The sequence below is a fragment of the Roseburia sp. AF02-12 genome (assembly GCF_003461765.1).
Classification (GTDB): domain Bacteria; phylum Bacillota; class Clostridia; order Lachnospirales; family Lachnospiraceae; genus Roseburia_C; species Roseburia_C amylophila.
The window spans coordinates 190936-210852 of sequence record NZ_QTXS01000001.1; the positions used below are offsets into that span (position 1 = coordinate 190936).

Annotated in this window: 13 protein-coding genes; 12 read left to right on the top strand and 1 reads right to left on the bottom strand. The window is 41.0% G+C overall.

The features are described from left to right. The first annotated feature begins 25 nt into the window (after positions 1-25). Positions 26-796 (top strand): flagellar filament capping protein FliD, encoded by a 771-nt coding sequence (locus tag DV740_RS00870; RefSeq protein WP_242994180.1) that lies wholly within the window; start codon positions 26-28, stop codon positions 794-796. 164 nt (positions 797-960) lie between these two features. On the opposite strand, the gene DV740_RS00875 is transcribed toward DV740_RS00870, so the two are convergent. Beyond that, on the bottom strand, positions 961-2601 hold the full coding sequence (locus DV740_RS00875) for an ABC-F family ATP-binding cassette domain-containing protein (protein ID WP_118087280.1): 1641 nt from the start codon (positions 2599-2601) through the stop codon (positions 961-963). A gap of 228 nt (positions 2602-2829) precedes the next feature. On the opposite strand from DV740_RS00875, the gene nifJ reads away from it, so the two are divergent. From nifJ to DV740_RS00930, 11 genes are all read left to right on the top strand, one after another. Beyond that, on the top strand, positions 2830-6375 hold the full coding sequence (gene nifJ, locus DV740_RS00880) for a pyruvate:ferredoxin (flavodoxin) oxidoreductase (RefSeq protein WP_118056889.1): 3546 nt from the start codon (positions 2830-2832) through the stop codon (positions 6373-6375). Between the two features lie 284 nt (positions 6376-6659). Next, positions 6660-7334, top strand: coding sequence for a signal peptidase I (lepB, locus tag DV740_RS00885; RefSeq protein ID WP_118056888.1), 675 nt, complete (start codon positions 6660-6662; stop codon positions 7332-7334). A 14-nt stretch (positions 7335-7348) separates the two neighbouring features. Further along, entirely contained in the window at positions 7349-12367 is a 5019-nt protein-coding gene (locus DV740_RS00890; protein WP_118087281.1) for an LPXTG cell wall anchor domain-containing protein, read from the top strand. 67 nt (positions 12368-12434) lie between these two features. Further along, positions 12435-13901, top strand: a complete 1467-nt coding sequence (locus DV740_RS00895; RefSeq protein WP_118087282.1) for an isopeptide-forming domain-containing fimbrial protein — start codon at positions 12435-12437, stop codon at positions 13899-13901. A 121-nt stretch (positions 13902-14022) separates the two neighbouring features. Beyond that, positions 14023-14871: a class C sortase gene (locus DV740_RS00900; RefSeq protein WP_118087283.1), complete on the top strand. Its 849-nt coding sequence runs from the start codon at positions 14023-14025 to the stop codon at positions 14869-14871. Between the two features lie 3 nt (positions 14872-14874). Beyond that, positions 14875-15771, top strand: a complete 897-nt coding sequence (locus tag DV740_RS00905; protein WP_118087284.1) for a class C sortase — start codon at positions 14875-14877, stop codon at positions 15769-15771. After that, positions 15768-16742 (top strand): DUF5979 domain-containing protein, encoded by a 975-nt coding sequence (locus DV740_RS00910; RefSeq protein WP_118087285.1) that lies wholly within the window; start codon positions 15768-15770, stop codon positions 16740-16742. The genes DV740_RS00905 and DV740_RS00910 overlap by 4 nt, the downstream gene beginning before the upstream one ends. Before the next feature lie 18 nt (positions 16743-16760). Continuing rightward, positions 16761-17285 (top strand): hypothetical protein, encoded by a 525-nt coding sequence (locus tag DV740_RS00915; RefSeq protein ID WP_118087286.1) that lies wholly within the window; start codon positions 16761-16763, stop codon positions 17283-17285. Next, the gene (locus DV740_RS00920) at positions 17282-18061 is read left to right on the top strand and encodes a hypothetical protein (RefSeq protein ID WP_118087287.1); all 780 of its coding nucleotides are present in this window, start codon (positions 17282-17284) and stop codon (positions 18059-18061) included. The genes DV740_RS00915 and DV740_RS00920 overlap by 4 nt, the downstream gene beginning before the upstream one ends. A gap of 13 nt (positions 18062-18074) precedes the next feature. Then, positions 18075-18833: a hypothetical protein gene (locus DV740_RS00925; RefSeq protein WP_022242443.1), complete on the top strand. Its 759-nt coding sequence runs from the start codon at positions 18075-18077 to the stop codon at positions 18831-18833. 3 nt (positions 18834-18836) lie between these two features. Continuing rightward, complete coding sequence (locus tag DV740_RS00930) at positions 18837-19916, top strand: MucBP domain-containing protein (protein ID WP_199534924.1); 1080 nt, start codon at positions 18837-18839, stop codon at positions 19914-19916. Position 19917: the final 1 nt, after the last annotated feature.

The window sequence follows — 19917 nt, forward strand, 5'->3', positions numbered from 1 at the left end:
CATCAGATATCAAAGGAGTGATTGTATGATAGGCATTTCAAATTATGATTCGAATTCAATTCACACATTGTTTTCCGGATTATCAAATGGAAGCAGAGCTTCAAACAGCGGTTTGTTAGGAATTAATATTGCTGATTATTCTGCAATTCGTACCGGTTCCTATTTTAAACTGATGAAGGCATATTATGGTGGAAATAATTCTGCCAGCAAGATTGTAGAGACAAACAAGAAGACTTCAACGTCTACTGCAAAGGATGATACTAAGACATTAGCAAAAATTGAAGATGCTGCGGAAGAGTTGAAGGGTGCATCCGATGCTTTACTGGATAAGACCAAGAAGTCTGTATTTAACAAAGTAACAACAACCGATGCAAAGGGTAATACCACAACAGATTATGATAAAGACGCAATTTATAAGAAAGTAAGTGCTTTCGTAGACAGCTACAATAACCTGCTGAAGAAATCAGAAGATTCCAATACCAATGGAATTCTCAATGCAGTTTCTTCCATGGTTCGGACTACGGATTCCAATGAAAAGTTACTTTCTAAGGTTGGAATTACCGTTGGTGTAGATAACAAACTCAGTATTGATGAGGATACCTTTAAGAAGGCAGATATGTCTTTGGTAAAATCTTTGTTCAATGGAAATGGTTCCTATGGATATCAGGTATCTGCAAAAGCATCTTTAGCAGATTATTATGCAGAACGGGAAGCATCCAAGGGCAATACATATGGTAATACAGGTACATATACCTACAATTATAATACCGGAGAGATTTATAATACGACAACCTAAGTGACCGGTTAATAATTATGATTCGCATAATGACGGTGTAAATGTCAGGTATAAATAATATATGCAAATAACAAGAAACGTGTGTTACAGGAAAGCAATTTTCGGTAAAGCAAAAAAGCAGGTGTTCCGATTGGAACACCTGCTTTCTATCTTAAAAGCTATTTTTAGTTATCATTCTCGTCTTCTTCACTCATGGAGTAAACCTGACGTTTTCTTGCCATTTCATCACTTTCTAAGTATTCATCGTAAGTGGTAATCTTATCAATGAGTCCGCCATTTGGAAGAAGCTCCATAATGCGGTTGGCAGTGGTCTGTGTGAACTGGTGGTCACGGGAAGCGAAGAGTACAACACCCGGAAATTTAATCAGACCGTTGTTTAATGCGGTAATGGACTCCATGTCTAAGTGGTCGGTAGGCTCATCTAAGATTAAGACATTGGAAGCCTGAATCATCATACGGGAGAGCAGTACACGCACTTTTTCTCCTCCGGAAAGGACTCTCATTTTCTTCATGCCATCTTCACCGGCGAAAAGCATTCTTCCTAAGAAACCACGTACATAAGTAGCATCTTTGATCTCGGAATACTGGGTCAGCCAGTCTGTGATAACAAGGTCAGTATCAAAGATTTCGGTATTGTCCTTCGGAAAATAGGACTGGGAAGTCGTAACACCCCATTTGTAAGTTCCTTCGTCCGGCTCCATTTCACCGGCAAGAATCTTAAAGAGGGTAGTCTTGGCAAGCTCGCTGCTTCCGACAAAAGCTACTTTATCATCATGTCCTAAGATAAAGGATACATTGTCTAATACTTTTACGCCATCGATAGTTTTGCTTAGCCCCTCTACGGTAAGAACCTCATTACCGATTTCACGCTGTGGGCGGAAATCAATGTAAGGATATTTACGGCTGGAAGGTTTGATTTCATCCAGCTCGATTTTTTCAAGGGCACGTTTTCTGGAAGTTGCTTGTTTGGATTTGGAAGCATTCGCAGAGAAACGGGAAATGAACTCCTGTAACTCTTTAATCTTTTCTTCCTTCTTTTTATTGGCTTCTTTCATCTGCTTAACAAGAAGCTGGCTGGACTCATACCAGAAATCGTAGTTACCGGCATATAACTGAATCTTGCCATAATCGATATCGGCAATATGAGTACATACCTTATTTAAGAAGTAACGGTCATGGGATACGACGATTACAGTGTTGTTAAAGTTAATTAAGAATTCTTCCAGCCATGCAATGGCATCTAAGTCTAAGTGGTTGGTCGGCTCGTCTAAGAGCAGAATGTCTGGATTACCGAATAATGCCTGGGCTAAGAGCACCTTAACCTTGGTAGCACCCGGAAGGTCACGCATAGTGGTGTAGTGGTCTTCTGTCGGGATGCCAAGACCATTTAATAACATGGCAGCATCGGATTCTGCATTCCAGCCGTCCATTTCAGCAAATTCGCCTTCCAGTTCACTGGCACGGATACCATCTTCATCGGAAAAATCCTCTTTTGCATAGATAGCATCCTTCTCCTTCATGATATCATAGAGACGCTTATTTCCCATGATAACCGTATCTAAAACGGAGTACTCATCATATTTGAAGTGATCCTGCTGCAGGAAGGAAAGACGCTGTCCCGGTGTAATAACCACATCGCCGCTGGTGGAGTCTAATTGTCCGGATAAAATCTTTAAGAAAGTAGATTTACCGGCACCATTGGCACCAATCAGACCGTAGCAGTTGCCTTCCGTGAATTTAATATTTACATCTTCAAACAAGGCTTTCTTCCCGATTCGTAAAGTTACATTGTTTGCACTTATCATAATCAAATCTCCTGACTCTTTGAATTTACGGTGCTTTCATGCTTATGCACCAATTCGTATCATACTAGAAAAACAGCGGAAAAGCAACTAAAACTTCTTATAGAAAAAATTCGTGATTGTTCTTCATTTCGTACAGTCCATAATCTTGATAATCGACAAATAAAATGCTAAAATGTGATTTAGGTCGATAAGACATAAGTTTTTTATTTAAATAAGGAGGAATAAATAATGTCCAGAGCAAAACAATCAATGGACGGTAATACAGCAGCAGCTCATGTAGCTTATGCATACACAGACGTTGCAGCTATTTATCCTATTACCCCGTCCAGTCCAATGGCTGACTCCGTAGACCAGTGGTCCGCAGCAGGTCAGGAGAATATCTTTGGAAATCAGGTTAAAGTCGTAGAAATGGAATCAGAGGCAGGAGCAGCAGGTGCCGTACATGGTTCTCTTGCAGCAGGTGCTTTAACCACTACATTTACCGCATCCCAGGGTCTTTTATTAATGATCCCTAATATGTACAAAATCGCTGGAGAGCAGCTTCCATGTGTATTTGATGTATCAGCACGTACCGTTGCAACCCAGTCCTTAAATATTTTCGGTGATCACAGTGACGTATATGCTTGTCGTCAGACAGGTTTCGCTATGTTATGTGAGACAAACCCACAGGAAGTTATGGACTTAAGCCCAGTTGCTCATCTTGCAACAATTGAAGGAAAAGTTCCATTCATCAACTTCTTTGATGGATTCCGTACATCTCATGAGATTCAGAAAATCGAGAAATGGGATTACGCAGATTTGAAAGAAATGTGCAACATGGACGCTGTAAAAGCATTCCGTGAGCATGCATTAAACCCAGAGCATCCAGCAATGCGTGGTTCCCATGAAAACGGAGACGTTTTCTTCCAGCATCGTGAAGCTTGTAATACAGCTTACAATGAGTTACCAGCTATCGTTGAGAAATACATGGGCAAAATCAATGAAAAACTTGGTACAGATTATGACTTATTCAACTACTATGGAGCAGCAGATGCAGACCGTGTTATCGTAGCAATGGGATCTATCTGTGACGTAGCAGAAGAAGTAATCGACTACTTAACAGCAGCAGGAGAGAAAGTCGGATTAATCAAAGTTCGTCTGTATCGTCCTTGGGTATCTGCTTCCTTATTAAAAGTTCTTCCAAAGACTGCAAAGAAAGTTGCTGTTCTTGACAGAACAAAAGAGCCAGGAGCATTAGGAGACCCATTATACTTAGACGTAGCTACAACATTACGTGAAGCAGGATTAAACGACGTTGTATTATGCGGCGGCCGTTACGGATTAGGATCTAAGGATACTCCTCCTTCATCTGTATTCGCTATCTATAAAGAACTGGAAAAAGATGCTCCAAAGAGCAGATTTACAGTAGGTATCGTAGATGACGTTACAAACTTAAGCTTACCAGAGGTTAAGCCAGCACCTATCACATCTGCAGAAGGAACTGTAGAGTGTAAGTTCTGGGGTCTTGGTGGAGACGGTACTGTAGGTGCTAACAAGAACTCTACTAAGATTATCGGTGACCACACAGATAAATACATCCAGGCATACTTCCAGTATGACTCTAAGAAGACCGGTGGTGTAACAATTTCTCACTTAAGATTCGGTGACAAGCCAATCAAGAGCCCATATTACATCAATCAGGCTGACTTCGTAGCATGCCACAACCCATCTTATGTAACCAAAGGATTCAAGATGGCCCAGGATGTTAAACCAGGCGGAGTATTCATGATTAACTGCCAGTGGTCAGACGAAGAGTTAGCTCATCATCTGAATGCTGAAGCAAAGAAATATATTGCTGATAACAACATTCAGTTATATACAATCAATGCAATTGATAAAGCAATTGAAATTGGTATGGGTAAACGTACCAACACAATTTTACAGTCTGCATTCTTCAAACTTGCAAACGTTATGCCTATCGACGATGCAGTAGAATTCATGAAAGCAGCAGCTAAGAAATCCTACGGTAAGAAGGGTGATGCTGTCGTAGAAATGAACTACAAAGCTATCGACGCTGGTGTAGACGCAGTACATAAGGTTGAAGTTCCAGCATCCTGGTCTAACCCAGAAGCAGATCCAACTCCGAAGGAATTAACCGGACGTCCTGAGACTGTTAAGATGGTAAGAGACTTAATGGAGCCAATCTCCAAGATGGACGGAGACAGCCTTCCGGTATCTGCATTTGCAAAGAATCCGGATGGACAGTTCGAACATGGTGCGGCAGCATATGAGAAACGTGGTACAGCCGTAACCGTTCCTACATGGGATGCTGAGAAATGTATTCAGTGTAATCAGTGTGCATTCGTATGTTCACATGCAACCATTCGTCCATTCATGTTAGACGAAGCAGAAGTAAAAGCTGCTCCAGAGCAGACAAAACTTGCTGATACAAAGCCAAAGGCTGGCGAGTACAAATATACAATGAGCGTATCCCCATTAGACTGTATGGGATGTGGCGAGTGTATTACGGTATGTCCAGTAGGCGCAATCGAAATGGTTCCTCAGGAATCACAGGCAGATCAGCAGCCAGTATTCGATTACTTAGTAGCAAACGTTGGAAAGAAACCTGGTATGCCGGCAGACAATACCGTTAAAGGTTCCCAGTTCAATCAGCCATTGCTTGAGTTCTCAGGCTCTTGTGCAGGTTGTGCAGAGACATCTTACGCTCGTTTGATTACTCAGTTATTTGGTGAGCATATGTATATTTCCAATGCAACAGGATGTTCTTCTATCTGGGGCGGTCCTGCAGCAACATCACCATATACAGTAAACAAAGATTCCAAGAAAGGTCCGGCTTGGGCAAACTCCTTATTCGAGGATAACGCTGAGCATGGTTTTGGTATGGAAATCGGACAGAAAGTTCTTCGTGAGCAGGCAATTGCAAGCGCTAAGAAATGTGCTGAGTCTGATAAAGCAAGCGCAGAATTAAAGGCTGCATTTGACAAGTTCGAAGAGACTAAGAATGATACAAAAGCTAATACACCTGCAACAGAAGCATTAGTTGCTGAGTTAGAGAAAGCTGCAGCAGCAGGATGCCCGGATGCTAAGGATGCATTAGATAAGAAGAATTACCTTGCTAAGAAGTCTGTATGGATCTTCGGTGGTGATGGATGGGCTTACGATATCGGCTTCGGCGGATTAGACCATGTACTTGCTTCCGGTGAGAACGTAAACGTAATGGTATTCGATACAGAGATGTACTCTAATACAGGTGGACAGGCTTCTAAAGCTTCTAACATCGGTGAGGTTTGTCAGTTCGCTGCTTCTGGTAAAGAAGTTGGCAAGAAGAGCCTTGCAGAAATCGCTATGAGCTACGGCTATGTATATGTAGCACAGATCGCTCTTGGTGCAAATATGGCAAATGCTGTTAAGGTAATTGCTGAAGCAGAAGCATACAACGGACCTTCACTTATCATCGGATATGCTCCATGTGAGTTACACGGTGTTAAGGGTGGAATGAACCACTGCCAGGATGAGATGAAGAAAGCAGTAGCAGCAGGTTACTGGAACTTATTCTCATACAACCCGGCATTGAAAGCAGAAGGAAAGAACCCATTCACATTGACTTCTAAGCCAGGTGATGGATCTTACCAGGATTTCTTAAATAACGAGACACGTTACAGCAGATTAACACGTTCCTTCCCAGACAGAGCAGAAAAACTGTTCAAAGCATCTGAGGAAGCTGCAAAGGCTCGTTATGAACATCTGTTAAGATTAGTTGAACTTTACAAATAAGATTAGCTGATTGGACAGAAGAATCTGACGATTAGGTAAAATAAAAGAGATGTAATTTACAGAAGTGTAAGTTACGTCTCTTTTTTTACTTTATAAGAACGATATCAAATTAAATTAGTCTGATTATTTCGTTAGAAAAAATCAAATCTATATGCCAGAATATGACATAATTCTATATAAAAAATATATATACTTACATTCAACACAAAAGAAAAATCACATGCATGAAAAGACAGGGGAAGGTCATAATAAGGGCAGCAAAAGAATAACAGGGGGTGCAGTTTGTGGCAGATAAGGATTTCCGCAAGCTGAAACGCTGGGAGTTGATTGAAATTATAGAGGGACTCCAGAAGGATTTGCAGGAAACTACAGAAGAAAATGACGGGAATAAGGACAAGAAAATAGAATTAGATGCGGCACTTCAATGTATACAGGCGGAACAGGCCTGCAGAGAGAAGAAGAGACATCTTTTCAGTGCGATTGGAATACTGCTTGTGGTGGCAGCAATTTCAGTATTGATTGCAACAAGATTAGTACCGGTATTGCAGGTTTCTGGTAAGAGCATGGAACCGGCATTAGAGAATGGTGAGCTGGTAGTAATAAAGAAAACCACAAAAATCAAACAGGGAGATATCATAAGCTTTTACTATCAGAGTAAGATACTTGTGAAAAGAGTCATAGGAACACCAGGTGATTACATAGATATAGACGAAGACGGCAATGTATATGTAAATGGTGAAAAATTAGATGAACCATATGCAATAAAGAAAGATTTAGGGGAATGTGATATTGATTTTCCTTATCAGGTGCCGGAAGGCAAATATTTTGTGATGGGAGACCATCGTTCAGTATCGGTTGACAGCCGGAGTTCAGCCATTGGGTGTGTGGCAGAAGAACAGATAATTGGAAAGGTGGCTTTTCGATTCTGGCCATTGAGTAAAATGGGATTCCTTAAATAGGGAGAGATAGGGATATGCAGGAAAATGTAAGAAAACATGTAAAGAAAGCAGAAGAAAAGAGAAAAATCCGCAGAAGAACAAAAATTTTACTGGGGATATGCTGCGTTCTTGTGGCAGTGGGTGTAGTCTGGGGACTGATTCTTCCGGGACTTGCAGCAACAGGAAATAAGGAAACAGAGCAGACGTCAGCCGGAGGCACGATTAGTGAGCGTATTAACTTGAGCGTTTCACAGAAGAGTCCGGATGATGGGAAAAATGGACAGATTCTGTATGCAACCGTGAGTGCAACCAACTCAAATCCGACAGATACAGAGCTGGTACCGGTTCGTATCCGGATTAGTGATTTACCGGAAGGAGTTACATTGACCGGTTTTGAAGAAAGTGTTGTTATGCAGGTTACCTATAAAGCGGTCAGTGAAACAACAGAAGAAACACTGGAAGTAAAACTGGTAGAAGAGGATGATGAGACTTACATAGAGTTTGAACCGCCTGCAGGTTCAACCGTTTCCTTCGACTTGCAGTTTAATTCCTTAAATGGAATTATGGAAAAAGATTCCAAGGTAACATTGACACCGGAGATTCCGGATCAGAAAGACAATGATGTGATTTCTGAACCGGCAGAATTGATCTGGCATGGAACGAATCTCTGGCAGGATTTGAAAAAAACTGTCAGTAAGGAAATTATTCCGGTGAATGGAAAGATCAATAAGCTGGAAGGAACATTAGATTATAGAATCACTGCAAACAGTATGAATCCATGTGGCGTTGGTGATACGGGAGCAATCTGGACAGACCATGTAGAGTTGAGCGATGTATTGACATTACCGGATGGAATCAGCTTTCCGGAAGGAACCAAGGTCAGTGAAGATGGTGTTTCCGTTGTGGATAGCAATGGAAATGTGATTTTCCAGTTTACTGATCTTCAGGGAGGAACCGTTACAAGCCTGACATTGGATGGAAAAACCGTTACATATAAGATTAGTGTGCCGAACCAGTATATGACAGATGGTGTGCCAACAAGAGAACAGGAGCATCTGAATGTAAGCGCAAGTCTGGATGTATCAAAATTAGTATTAACAGATAATTACATTACAGTAGCCGCAGAAAAAGTAAAAGAGGATGTAATTACAAATCATGTTGATTTTGAATCTGTTCCTTATAAAGAATATGATCACACAAAATTATCCGCAGATGTAAAGTCAAGACCGGAAATAAAAGAGGACTTTAAAATTGTTAAGACGGCAGATAAGAAAGAAGTAATTGCCGGTGATACCATTAATTATACGATTACGGTAGAAAATACTGGAAACAATCCGATTAAAGGAGAAGCTTCAGATGGAAGCGTTTATAAGGTGACAGATAAACTGCCGGAGCATCTGGTGCTGACTGCGGAGCAGATACAGGCAATCCGGAATCAGGGCGCGGAATATGACGAAGAAACCCGCACAATAAGCTGGGCACCGGGTACATTGAAAGCCGGTGAGAAAGCAGAATTTACATTTGCGGTTAATGTGAAGAGCCAGGAGGAACTGGCAAAATATCCAAACAATACCTCCATTCACAACAAAGCGTCCTATAAAGGCAAAGATTCAACCATTACCGTTATTTATAAGAAACCGGAGCTTACCATTGACAAGAGCAGTGATAAGAAAAATGTAAAAAATGGCGATTTGGTTACTTATACTGTAACTATCGAAAATAAAGAAGACTATCAAACCATTGAACAGATTTTAGAGGATACGCTGCCAAAGGGACTGGTGTTCCAATATATCATAGATAAGAATGGAAATCAGGTAACCGAAAGTGCAACGGACTTCGTGGCAGAGTCATCCAATGCAGTAGGCGGCAGCCGCTATGTAGGACTTCAGGTGGATGGCAAGAAGCTGACATTTTCTTTGGGCAGACTGAATGCCAAAGAGAAAGTAACGATTAAATATGTATGTAAGGTAGACCTGAATGAATTGCCGGAAGCAGCGGATTATGACCTTGTAAATCATATCACCAGCAACTCATCCGGCGAAAGCACCGGAGAAACCATTGAAGTGGAAAATCCAATTACCGTAGATAAGAAGGTTAATGGCGGGGAAGGTGGAGAAACCTTTAAAGCAGAGGAATTATTTAAATACAGCATAACGATTACAAATGCTGATGGAGATGCCGCATATAAGAAAGGCGGACTGTCATTGACAGATGATATGCCATATCATGTCTTTCCTTCGGATGAATACAAGATTTATAAGGCAAAGCAGGCAGGAACGTTAAATTCCAGATATCCAAAGAATGATGAGGAACTGGTAGAGGCTGGTATCAGCTGGAAAGAGTATGTAGAAAATACATCTGACTGGGGAACTTATTATACAAAGATAAATGGTGAATATGTGCAGATAAAGAGATACTGGATTGGCAAGAGCAATGGAATAAATATCAGTGCACATAAAGGAATCCGTTTAATCTGGAAGATTGGCACCATGTCACCGGGTGAAGTGATTGAAAAAGAATTCAATGCTTACATTTATATGGATGATAAAGAGAATGAACAGACGGGAACCTTTACTTATACCAATAGTGCAACCGTAAACGGAATGAAGGATACAGTAACGGTAAAAGGGGAGCCGGAAGGAAAAAAGAAACTGGATCAGGCAGTGGATGTGCAGAAGAGTGTGTGGGCAATTCTGGATCAGTTCCATCAGTGGAAGACCAGCCAGTTAAAAGATAAGTCCATATTCTCTAAGAGTGTAAATGAAGGAAATTATCTCGGAAATTATGTGATTTACAATATTACAGTAACAAATACAGGAGAAGATCCGGTTCATATTGATACATTGGAAGATCATATGGCGGATGGTCTGGAATATGTTGGAATACGTCCGAGCCTGGGATATACGCTTCCGGTTCAGATTGAAAAGAGTTATAGTGAACCAATTAAGTCAAACGACTGGAACATGGCGCAGGTAACCAATATCGATGGCAGAAGTCTGGTAAGGGATGTTACCATTGCAATGACCAATGATGATAAGGAAAATCATATGGTTACCTTTACGATTGGAGCCGAGGGCAAAGGTTATGATTTGCCGGCAGGAAAGAATCTTTCATTCTTTGTGATGTGCAAGGTAAGTAAAGACGTGGAATTAGATGTTCCAATTACCAATACCGTGGATTTATTGGTAGATAAGGATGTGGAATATCGTGAGAATCCGAATGACATTACAATGAGAGGAACCAGGGATGATTCCAGACAGAATAACGGCACATCGGAAGATAAAGGAATTGTAGGAGAAAAGCGTGTTATTTCGTCATCTGTAATGATAACACCAAAGGATGTAATTGTTCCGGGAATTACCAAGAAAGCAGTGTCCTATATACCATCTGGTAAAAATGTGGAAGATGCTGTTGAATTGGAAGAGAAGGACAATATACAGCCGAATGTAACGACAAAGTGGCTGTTGGAGTTACGCAACGATGGAACCATTCCGATCTGCGATTATACAATGAAAGATTCTGTTCAGTCTCCGTTCCATATATTGTCGAAAGAAGAGGCAACTAATAAAACCCTTCACCTGGGACTTGACAAAAATGCTTTTGTACTGACCATTTATGATGAGGATGATAATGTACTTCATAAGTATGATTTGTCTGAAGAAGTATGGAAGCTGATACCGGATAATGCGACCCACGAGTTTTCACTGTATCTGGAGGGAAAAGAATATCAGATTCCTGCAGGTGGAAAAGCGGAGTTTACGGTATATACCAGAAATACAGTATATGAGAACAAGATTTATGAAAATACTGCATATCTCCTGCCGGATGATCCGTTTGATGATAACAGTGTAAAAACGGGAGAACTGGTGACGGATGACAGTGGAAAATATATTGGAGTAAAAGCTTCTGATTGCGTTTATGCATTGGGTGATTATGGTTCATTCTCATGGAAAACGGTAGAGGAAACCGGTAATTCAGATAACCGGGGAAGCGGCTATCTTGGACTGGAAGGAAAGAATTACATTTATCTGGATGAAGATGGAAAAGATGTGATTTACACCAACAATATTGAAAATGTCAGCAATAACTCCTTTACACAGATGGTTATTGTAGACAGTATGCCACATATAAATGATACCGGAGTACTGAACCAGAAAGAAAAACGAGGAAGTGAATTCTCTGTTGCATATGCCGAAGGACTGGAACTCTGGGTAACTGAGGAGAGCGGCACAAAACGGCAGCTGGAAGAAGGCGTGGATTATTTTGTGGAATTTTCAAATCTGGTAAGCTTTACTGAAGCTGATATGTCGGGTACTTCAACAGAACAGTGGCATTCCTTCTGGCAGTCAGATGATGTGTCCTTCCGTATAAAGATGGCAGATACCTTTGCATTAAAGAAGGGCTGTATTCTTACCGTGAAATATAATGGAGTAGTAGGAGAGAATGCAAACCCGGGTGAGACTGCATGGAACAGCTTCGCATACCAGTATACGGCAGAAGTAAACGGAAATGAAAAAACACTGCGGGCAGAGCCTCCGAAGGTCGGAGTAAAGATTTATAAGAAACCGGTAATTGAGAAAGACGTTCTGGATGCATATGGAAATGAACTTCCATATGATCAGATGAAAACCTTTACTTTTGTATTATATAAAGGTGACTCAACGGATGAAGCTGATTATATTACAGAATTTGCCGTATGCCAGGGTGGATCGGTTGCATTGAAGACCATTACAGACCAGAATGGTAATAAAGCGTTGGAAGATGGTCAGGTCTACACGGTGAAAGAAAAACTGGTAAATGGTTATGAGTTAGTTGGAATAGGTCAGAAGGGTACAGAATTAAGCAAAGAAAATAAATATACCTTTACCTATTATGATAATCTTGATAGTATTTCGATTCAGGTTAAGAATCAGGAATACGGTTATGAACTTCCGGCAACGGGAGGAACAGGTACTACTGTTTATACTATAGGTGGTGCAGCAATTATGCTTATGTCATCCCTGTTGTATGGATACCGGATGAGACGGAAAAGAGAAAGGGGTGCAGGCATATAAAGCCCCCTTTTGAGGAAATCCGTTTCAGGTATCAAATATATTAAAAGGTCAAAGAAGGAGAAAGAAGATGAAAAAATTGAAAAAACTTTTTGCAGCAATGGTTGCAATGGTTATGGCATTCGCAATGGGTGTTACTGTTTATGCAGCAGACATTACAATTACAAATGGCGCAGCAGGTTCTGAATATGCGGCATACAGATTACTGAATGCTACAGATGGTGGTGAAGGAAAATTTGCATACACATTAAATGATAAGTATGCAGCAGCATTGAAAGAAGTAACAGGAAAAACAGAAGATAAGGATGTAATTAATTACATTTCAGGATTAGATGCAGATGGTATTCGTGCATTTGCAGATGCAGTATTTGCAAAAATCAAGACATTAGAGCCGGAAGCAAAAACATCCGATGATAAATTTAGCGGTGTTGATCAGGGTTATTACCTGATTGCAGAAATAAAAACAGGTGATGAAGGTGATACCTATTCCCTTGTTATGTTAGACACAGCTGGAAATGACAGCGTAACTGTAACAACAAAGGAAGACAGACCGGAACTTGAAAAGAAAGTAAAAGAGAAAAATGACTCTACCGGTGCAGAGAGTGACTGGCAGGATGCAGCAGATTATGATATCGGAGATAACGTACCATTCCAGTTAACCGGTACGGTAGATGCAAAATATGATAAATATGGAAGTTATTATTATGCATTCCATGATACCATGTCTGACGGACTTACTTTCAATGCAGATTCTGTAACTGTAACAGTGGACGGAACAGCAGTAACAACCGGCTATGAAGTAGTTACAGAAGATTTAGATGATGGCTGCACTTTTGAAGTTCGTTTTGCAGATTTAAAGAATATCAAAGCAGTAAAAGCTGGAAGTAAAGTAGTTGTAAATTACACCGCAAAACTGAATGAAAATGCAGTAATCGGTGAAGGTGGAAACACCAACGTATCCAAACTGGAATACAGCAACAATCCTTATGGGGATGGCACAGGTGTAACTCCAGAAGATAAAGTTATTGTATTTACATATAATTTAATTGCAAATAAGGTAGACGGTAACAATGCTCCTCTTGAGGGTGCAGGATTTACCCTTTACAAATTAGACAGCACTACAGGTGATTATGTTGCAGTTGGAAATGAGATTACAGGAGTAACAACCTTCTATTTCAAAGGTGTAGATGCAGGCCGGTATAAATTGGTTGAGACAACTGTTCCGGCAGGATATAATAAAGCAGATGATCTTGTATTTTCAGTAGAAGCAACCTATGATACAACATCAGATAATCCGGAATTAAAGACATTAGTAGTAAAAGATGCTTCTGGAAAGGTTGTTTCAGAAGGAACAGAAGCAATCTTTACAGCAACTTTAAGAACAGGTGCTGTATCCACGGATGTACAGAACTTAAGTGGAACTGAACTTCCTGCAACCGGTGGTATCGGTACTAAGATTTTCTATACCGTAGGTGCAATTATCATGATTGTAGCAGCTGTATTGTTAATCACAAGAAAACGTACTGCAAAAAACTAGAATTTTAAGATGAACGGCGGTAATTCACCGGGAATTCCCGGTGAACCGCCGATTTATACACGAACGAGACTGGAAGAAAATTCCCGCTCGCTGGGACTTTGACAGCATTAGGGAGAAATCTATGAAGAGGACATTAAAGAAATTATTTAAGAAAGATAAACTGAATGTAATGTTAGTGTTTGTTTTTATCATAGGTCTCTCCGTGATGCTGTATCCGCCAATTAGTTCTTACTGGAATTCAAAAGTCCAGTCAAGAGCCGTTGCGTCTTATAGTAATGCCGTAAAATCACTGACAGAAGAAGAAAAAGACACAATGTTAAAAAAAGCTGATACCTACAATGAAAAATTAAAGGATGTGAACCGGCCATTTCTGAATTATGCAGAGGCAGGCGATTATAACAGCATTCTTGATATTTCTGGCACCGGCATCATGGGTTATGTTACAATTGAAAAGTTAGGTGTGGAACTCCCGATTTATCATGGAACTTCGGAAGGAGTATTACAGGTTGCAGCAGGCCATTTAGAGGGCAGTAGTTTGCCGGTTGGAGGAGAAGGCACACATAGTGTTCTTTCTGCACACAGAGGACTTCCGTCTGCAAGACTTTTTACAAATCTGGATAAAATGGAAGCAGGAGATACCTTTACCGTTACCGTATTGGATCGCAAACTGACTTATCAGGTGGATCAGATTAAAATTGTAGAACCACAGGAAATTAATGATCTTACAATTGAAGAGGGAAAAGATTATTGTACATTAATGACCTGCACTCCATATGGAATCAATTCTCATCGGCTGCTGGTAAGGGGTGAGCGGATTTCACAGGAGGAAAGCGGTAACTTTGTGACGGCAGATGGATATCTTGTCAATACTTCTGCAGTTGCAATTGTAGTTGCGATTATATTACTGTTCTGGATTTTACTGGGACTTTTGATTTGGCAGCGGTTTAGCTGGAAGAGGAAAAAGGAGTAGGGAATGAAACAGAAATGGAAGCAGAAATTACCTGGAATTCTGCTTGGACTGGTTTTCCTGGTCGGACTGGGAATCTTTGCATATCCGACTGTGGCAGATCAATGGAATAAATACCATCAGAGCAGGGCAATTGCCAGTTATGAAGAAACTGTTGCAGATATGGATGAAGTAGACTATCAGAAGCTCTGGGAGATGGCAGAGGAATATAATTCCCAGATAGGTAATAATACCTTCGATGGGGATGCATTTTCACAGGAAGAACAGAATATGAGAGAAAGTAAATACTGGTCCGTATTAAATCCGGGAGATAATGGGATTATGGGATATATTTCCATCCCGAAAATAGAACAGAGACTTCCGATTTATCATGGAACTTCGGAGGCAGTATTACAGATTGGCGCAGGTCATATGTCCGGAACCAGTCTTCCGGTTGGTGGTAAGGGAAAACATAGTGTACTGGCAGCACACCGCGGACTGCCAAGTGCGAAACTTTTTACCGATATTGACCAGCTTGTAGAAGGTGATAAATTCTATGTGCATGTACTGGATAAGGTGCTTGCATATGAAGTGGATCAGATTCTGCCGATGGTAGAAAAGGATGATACGGATACTTTGACAGAGGCAATGAAGAATGTCGAAGGGGAAGATTATGTAACACTTTTCACCTGCACCCCATATGGTGTAAACAGCCATAGACTGCTGGTGCGTGGTTACAGTGTCCCGTATAATGGAGAGGATGATGAGAAGGCAATAGCCAATGAATCTATGCTTCAGACGGTGAAAGATTATTATATGTTATATGCAATACTGGCAGTTGCAGCAGCAATTCTGATTACAGTTTTGATAAAGATTATTCGAGATAGAAAAGTTTCAAGAGGTTCTAAGGAGGGTGGAAAATGAAAAAGTTAAAAATAAAGAAAGGGTATATTGCGGGATTACTGACGTTGTTTTTGGCAGCAGCAGGATTACATGTGGCATCTGCATATGCCACCAATGTAATAGATCCGGCAGAACCTTGTACTTTGACTTTATCTGTGCCGAAGGGCGAAGAATATACGGAAGAACTGAATGGGATGGAACTGCATGCTAAAATATATCAGGTAGCGACTGTGGATGCAGCAGGAGAGTACAGCGAAACATCAGAATTTAAATCCCTCTCTTTAAAAGATGCGGTAAATGGAGATGTTACATGGGAAGAGATGACAGCGAAGGCAGCGGAGCTCGCTTCGGATAAAACCCCGGATACAGAATGCACGATTACGGATGGAACAGGAGAGAAAGAACTGAATTCTGGGATATATCTTGTTGTGGTTGAAACTGCATCAACCGGTTTTTATGAGTATAATTTTAATCCAGGTCTGATTGCGTTGCCGGATAATCAGGCATTTCATTCTGCAGGCGCAGAAAACAAATGGATTTACGAGGTTACAGCAAATCTAAAACCGGAACGTTCTCCACGGTATGGAAGTCTTCTTATACAGAAAAATCTTGATAACTATAATGAGACAATGAAAGAGGTAACTTTTGTATTTTCGATAGAAGCAGTAGATGAAAATGGTAATACGGTATACAGTAATGTAGTATCGACCACACATTCATCGGCAGGAACGAAAGCGGCAATTGCAGATCATATTCCGGCAGGTGCAAAAGTTACTGTGACAGAGGTATATAGTGGGGCTGGTTATAGACTGGTAAGTGAGCCACAGCAGACAGCAGAAATCAGTGCGGATGAAATCGTAACAGTGGAGTTTGATAATACATATGACCACGGATTGAATCCGGGCTACGGAGTGACCAATCATTTCGATTATGATGAAGATGAGGGATGGCAGTGGACACAATTACCGGATAATAGTGTAAAGAAAGACTAAAGGAGGCTGGAATATAAGATGATGAAGAAAAAAACAAAAGTGTTCTGGCTGACTGCAGCAGCATTGGTATTCCTTACAGGGGCAGCAGTGCCACCGGCAATGGCGTATTTTACAACTTATGTGGAAGCGGAAGGAGGATATTCGATTACACTTGGTAATGAAACTACAATAGAAGAAAAAGTTGAAAATATGGAGAAGCATATCGTACTTACAAATACAGGAGAAAGTGATTGCTTTGTCAGAGTAAAGGTATTCGCAGGAAGTCAGATTACATTAACTATGTCCGGCTCGTCATGGAATCAGGGCGAAGATGGCTATTGGTATTATAGTGATATTGTTCCGGTAAGTGGCAATACAGAAGAACTTTTAGCCCAAATAGCAATACCGGAGGAATATAAAGAGAGTTTTAATGTAGTGGTCGTTCAGGAGTGTACACCGGTTCTCTATGAAGAGGATGGAACACCATATGCAGACTGGAACCGGATTGCAGATACCAGGACAGATATAGGAACTGCAGATGCAAGGGAGGCTGGTGAAGAATGAGCCGATTGAAAAAAGTAATGAAGGGAAGAAAAGGAACCTTTTTATTATTGGGTGCAGCAGTACTTCTTCTGGCAGGAAGTGCGGTTGGAAGTGCGAGAGCAGCACTTACTTACTATAGTGAGAATTATACCGCACAGATGGAAATGTATGATATCGGAGTGACTCTGGTGGAAGAATCTGCCAAGGGTTCTAAGGATATCAGCAGCCGTGATTATGCAGGAAGTGATGATGCCTGGAAGCAAAATCAGGGAGCACTTCTTACAGATATGCTGGATGAGACCGATGGAAAGCTGGTAGCCGGAAGAAATTATAAGGAAGCACTTTCCGTAAAAAACAGTGGCAATATTGATGAATATGTCCGTGTGAGAATTTATAAGAGCTGGAAGAATGAGGATGGAAGCAAGGAAACAACACTTGCTCCGAGTTTGATTGAATTAAACCTGACCCAGAATGGCTGGATTGTGGATGAAAATGCATCTACGGAGGAGAGAACTGTTCTTTACTGGCCATCGGTATTGAAGGTGGGTGAGAGTACACCGGCATTTTCTGATACTTTAAAGATTGATAATTCTATTACGTCAAAGGTAACGGAGCATACAACGGAGGAAAATGGACTTAAGACCACTACTACAACATTTAATTATGATGGGGTTTCCTTTCATGTAGAGGCAGAAGTGGATGCCGTACAGACACACAATGCGCAGGATGCGATTAAGAGTGCCTGGGGAGTTGATGTTTCTGTTGATTCCAATGGAAATCTGACATTACTGCAGTAAGGAGGAGACTGAGATGAAGAGAAAATGGATTGGTATCATGGCAGCTCTGGCTCTGGTTGCAGCAGCCCCTGTTCAGGTACAGGCAGAAGAGTTTTCCGGCGGTGATGACTGGAACGTAACGTTTGATGGAGAAAAATTAAACAGCACATTTAAAAATGCAGATATTGATGATGCGATATATCAGCTTCAGCCGGGAGATACGGTAAATATCAGACTGGAGTTAAAGAATACCTATGATGGGGATACGCAGTGGTATATGACAAATCAGGTATTACAGAGCCTTGAGGATTCACAGAGTGTGGCTTCCGGAGGAGCGTATTCGTACATACTTTCTTTTACGGCTCCGGATGGAAGTAACCGTATTTTATACAGCAGTGAAAATGTAGGTGGAGATACGGTAGGAGAAAGTGGTGAAGGTCTTCACCAGGCAACCAATGCAATGAAAGATTATTTCTATCTGGATGAGCTTGCGAAAGGTGAAAAAGCAGAGATTGCACTAACCGTAAAGCTGGAGGGTGAGACACAGGGAAATACCTATCAGGATACCCTGGCAAAATTGCAGATGAATTTTGCGGTAGAATTATTATCCAGTGGTTCAACACCATTGTCGAATCATGTCGTTATTAAAACGGGTGACAATAATCAGGTGCTTCTTTTTTCGGCACTTGCTCTGGCGGCAGGACTTGTTTTAGTCGTCCTTTTTGTTGTGAGAGTGAAGAGGACACGAAAAGAAGATGAGGCAGCTGAAAATCGGTTGGAAAAGGAGGAGTAAGGGATGAAGAATAAAATAAAAGAAAGAATGGAACGTATTCTTCACGGAAGTATTTTATTTACAACATTACTTACACTGGCATTTCCGGTACAGGCATGGGCAAAAGTTGGTGGAAATGAAACAGAATATACCTATACAGTAACGTTATGCTCTGGAAATCAGGGATATTTTTCAGATACGAATGGAATTACAGTAGACAATCATATAACAGGTTCTTCTTATCAGATTGAAAAGGAAAGCCAGGGAGAAAAAATAAAAATCAGTGGACTGAAATATGGTGACCGGGTTATGGTTCGGGCACAGTCCTGTATTCAGCTAAAGGAAGATGGAAAATATTATATTGGTGGAATCCGGGAGAGCGGAAGGGATAATAATACTGTTGGAAAATCTGCCTTTGTGGTAGAATCTGATCAGGAGTATGTAGCGGCATATGCAATTGCGGGAAATATGGTAGCATATACTGTGAATTATCAGGATGCCAATGGAAATGCACTTTCAGACAGTGAGACCTTCTATGGTGCAGTGGGTGACCAGCCGGTGGTGGCGTTTAAATATTTTGAAAATTATCGTCCGCAGGCATATAATCTGACGAAAACCTTAAGCAGCAATGAAGCAGAAAACATTTTTACGTTTGTATACACGACGGATACACAGAGTGCGGCAAACAGTGCAAATGCCGGAAATGATGCAAATGCGGCAAACAATGCAAATGCAGCAAACAATGCAAATGCGGCAAACAATGCAAATGCAGCAAACAATGCGAATGCAGCAGATGATGCCAATGCGGATAATAATCAAGGGGCAGATGGAAATGTAAATATTCCGGATGAAGAGACTCCGCAGGAACTGGTAAATCTTGATGATGAGGAAACTCCGTTAGCAGATATGCAGCAAAAGGATGAGAAGACCAAAAGACCGGCAGGAAATATGCCATTGCTGATTGGTGTAGCATCAGCGGCAGTTGCAGGACTTGTGGCTCTTACTGCTTTTGCATTACGAAGAAAGAAAATGAATGTCAGAGCAGAGGCATTAACGAATGGGAAAAACAAAAAGAAAAAAGAGGACAATAGCCAGAATCTGTAGT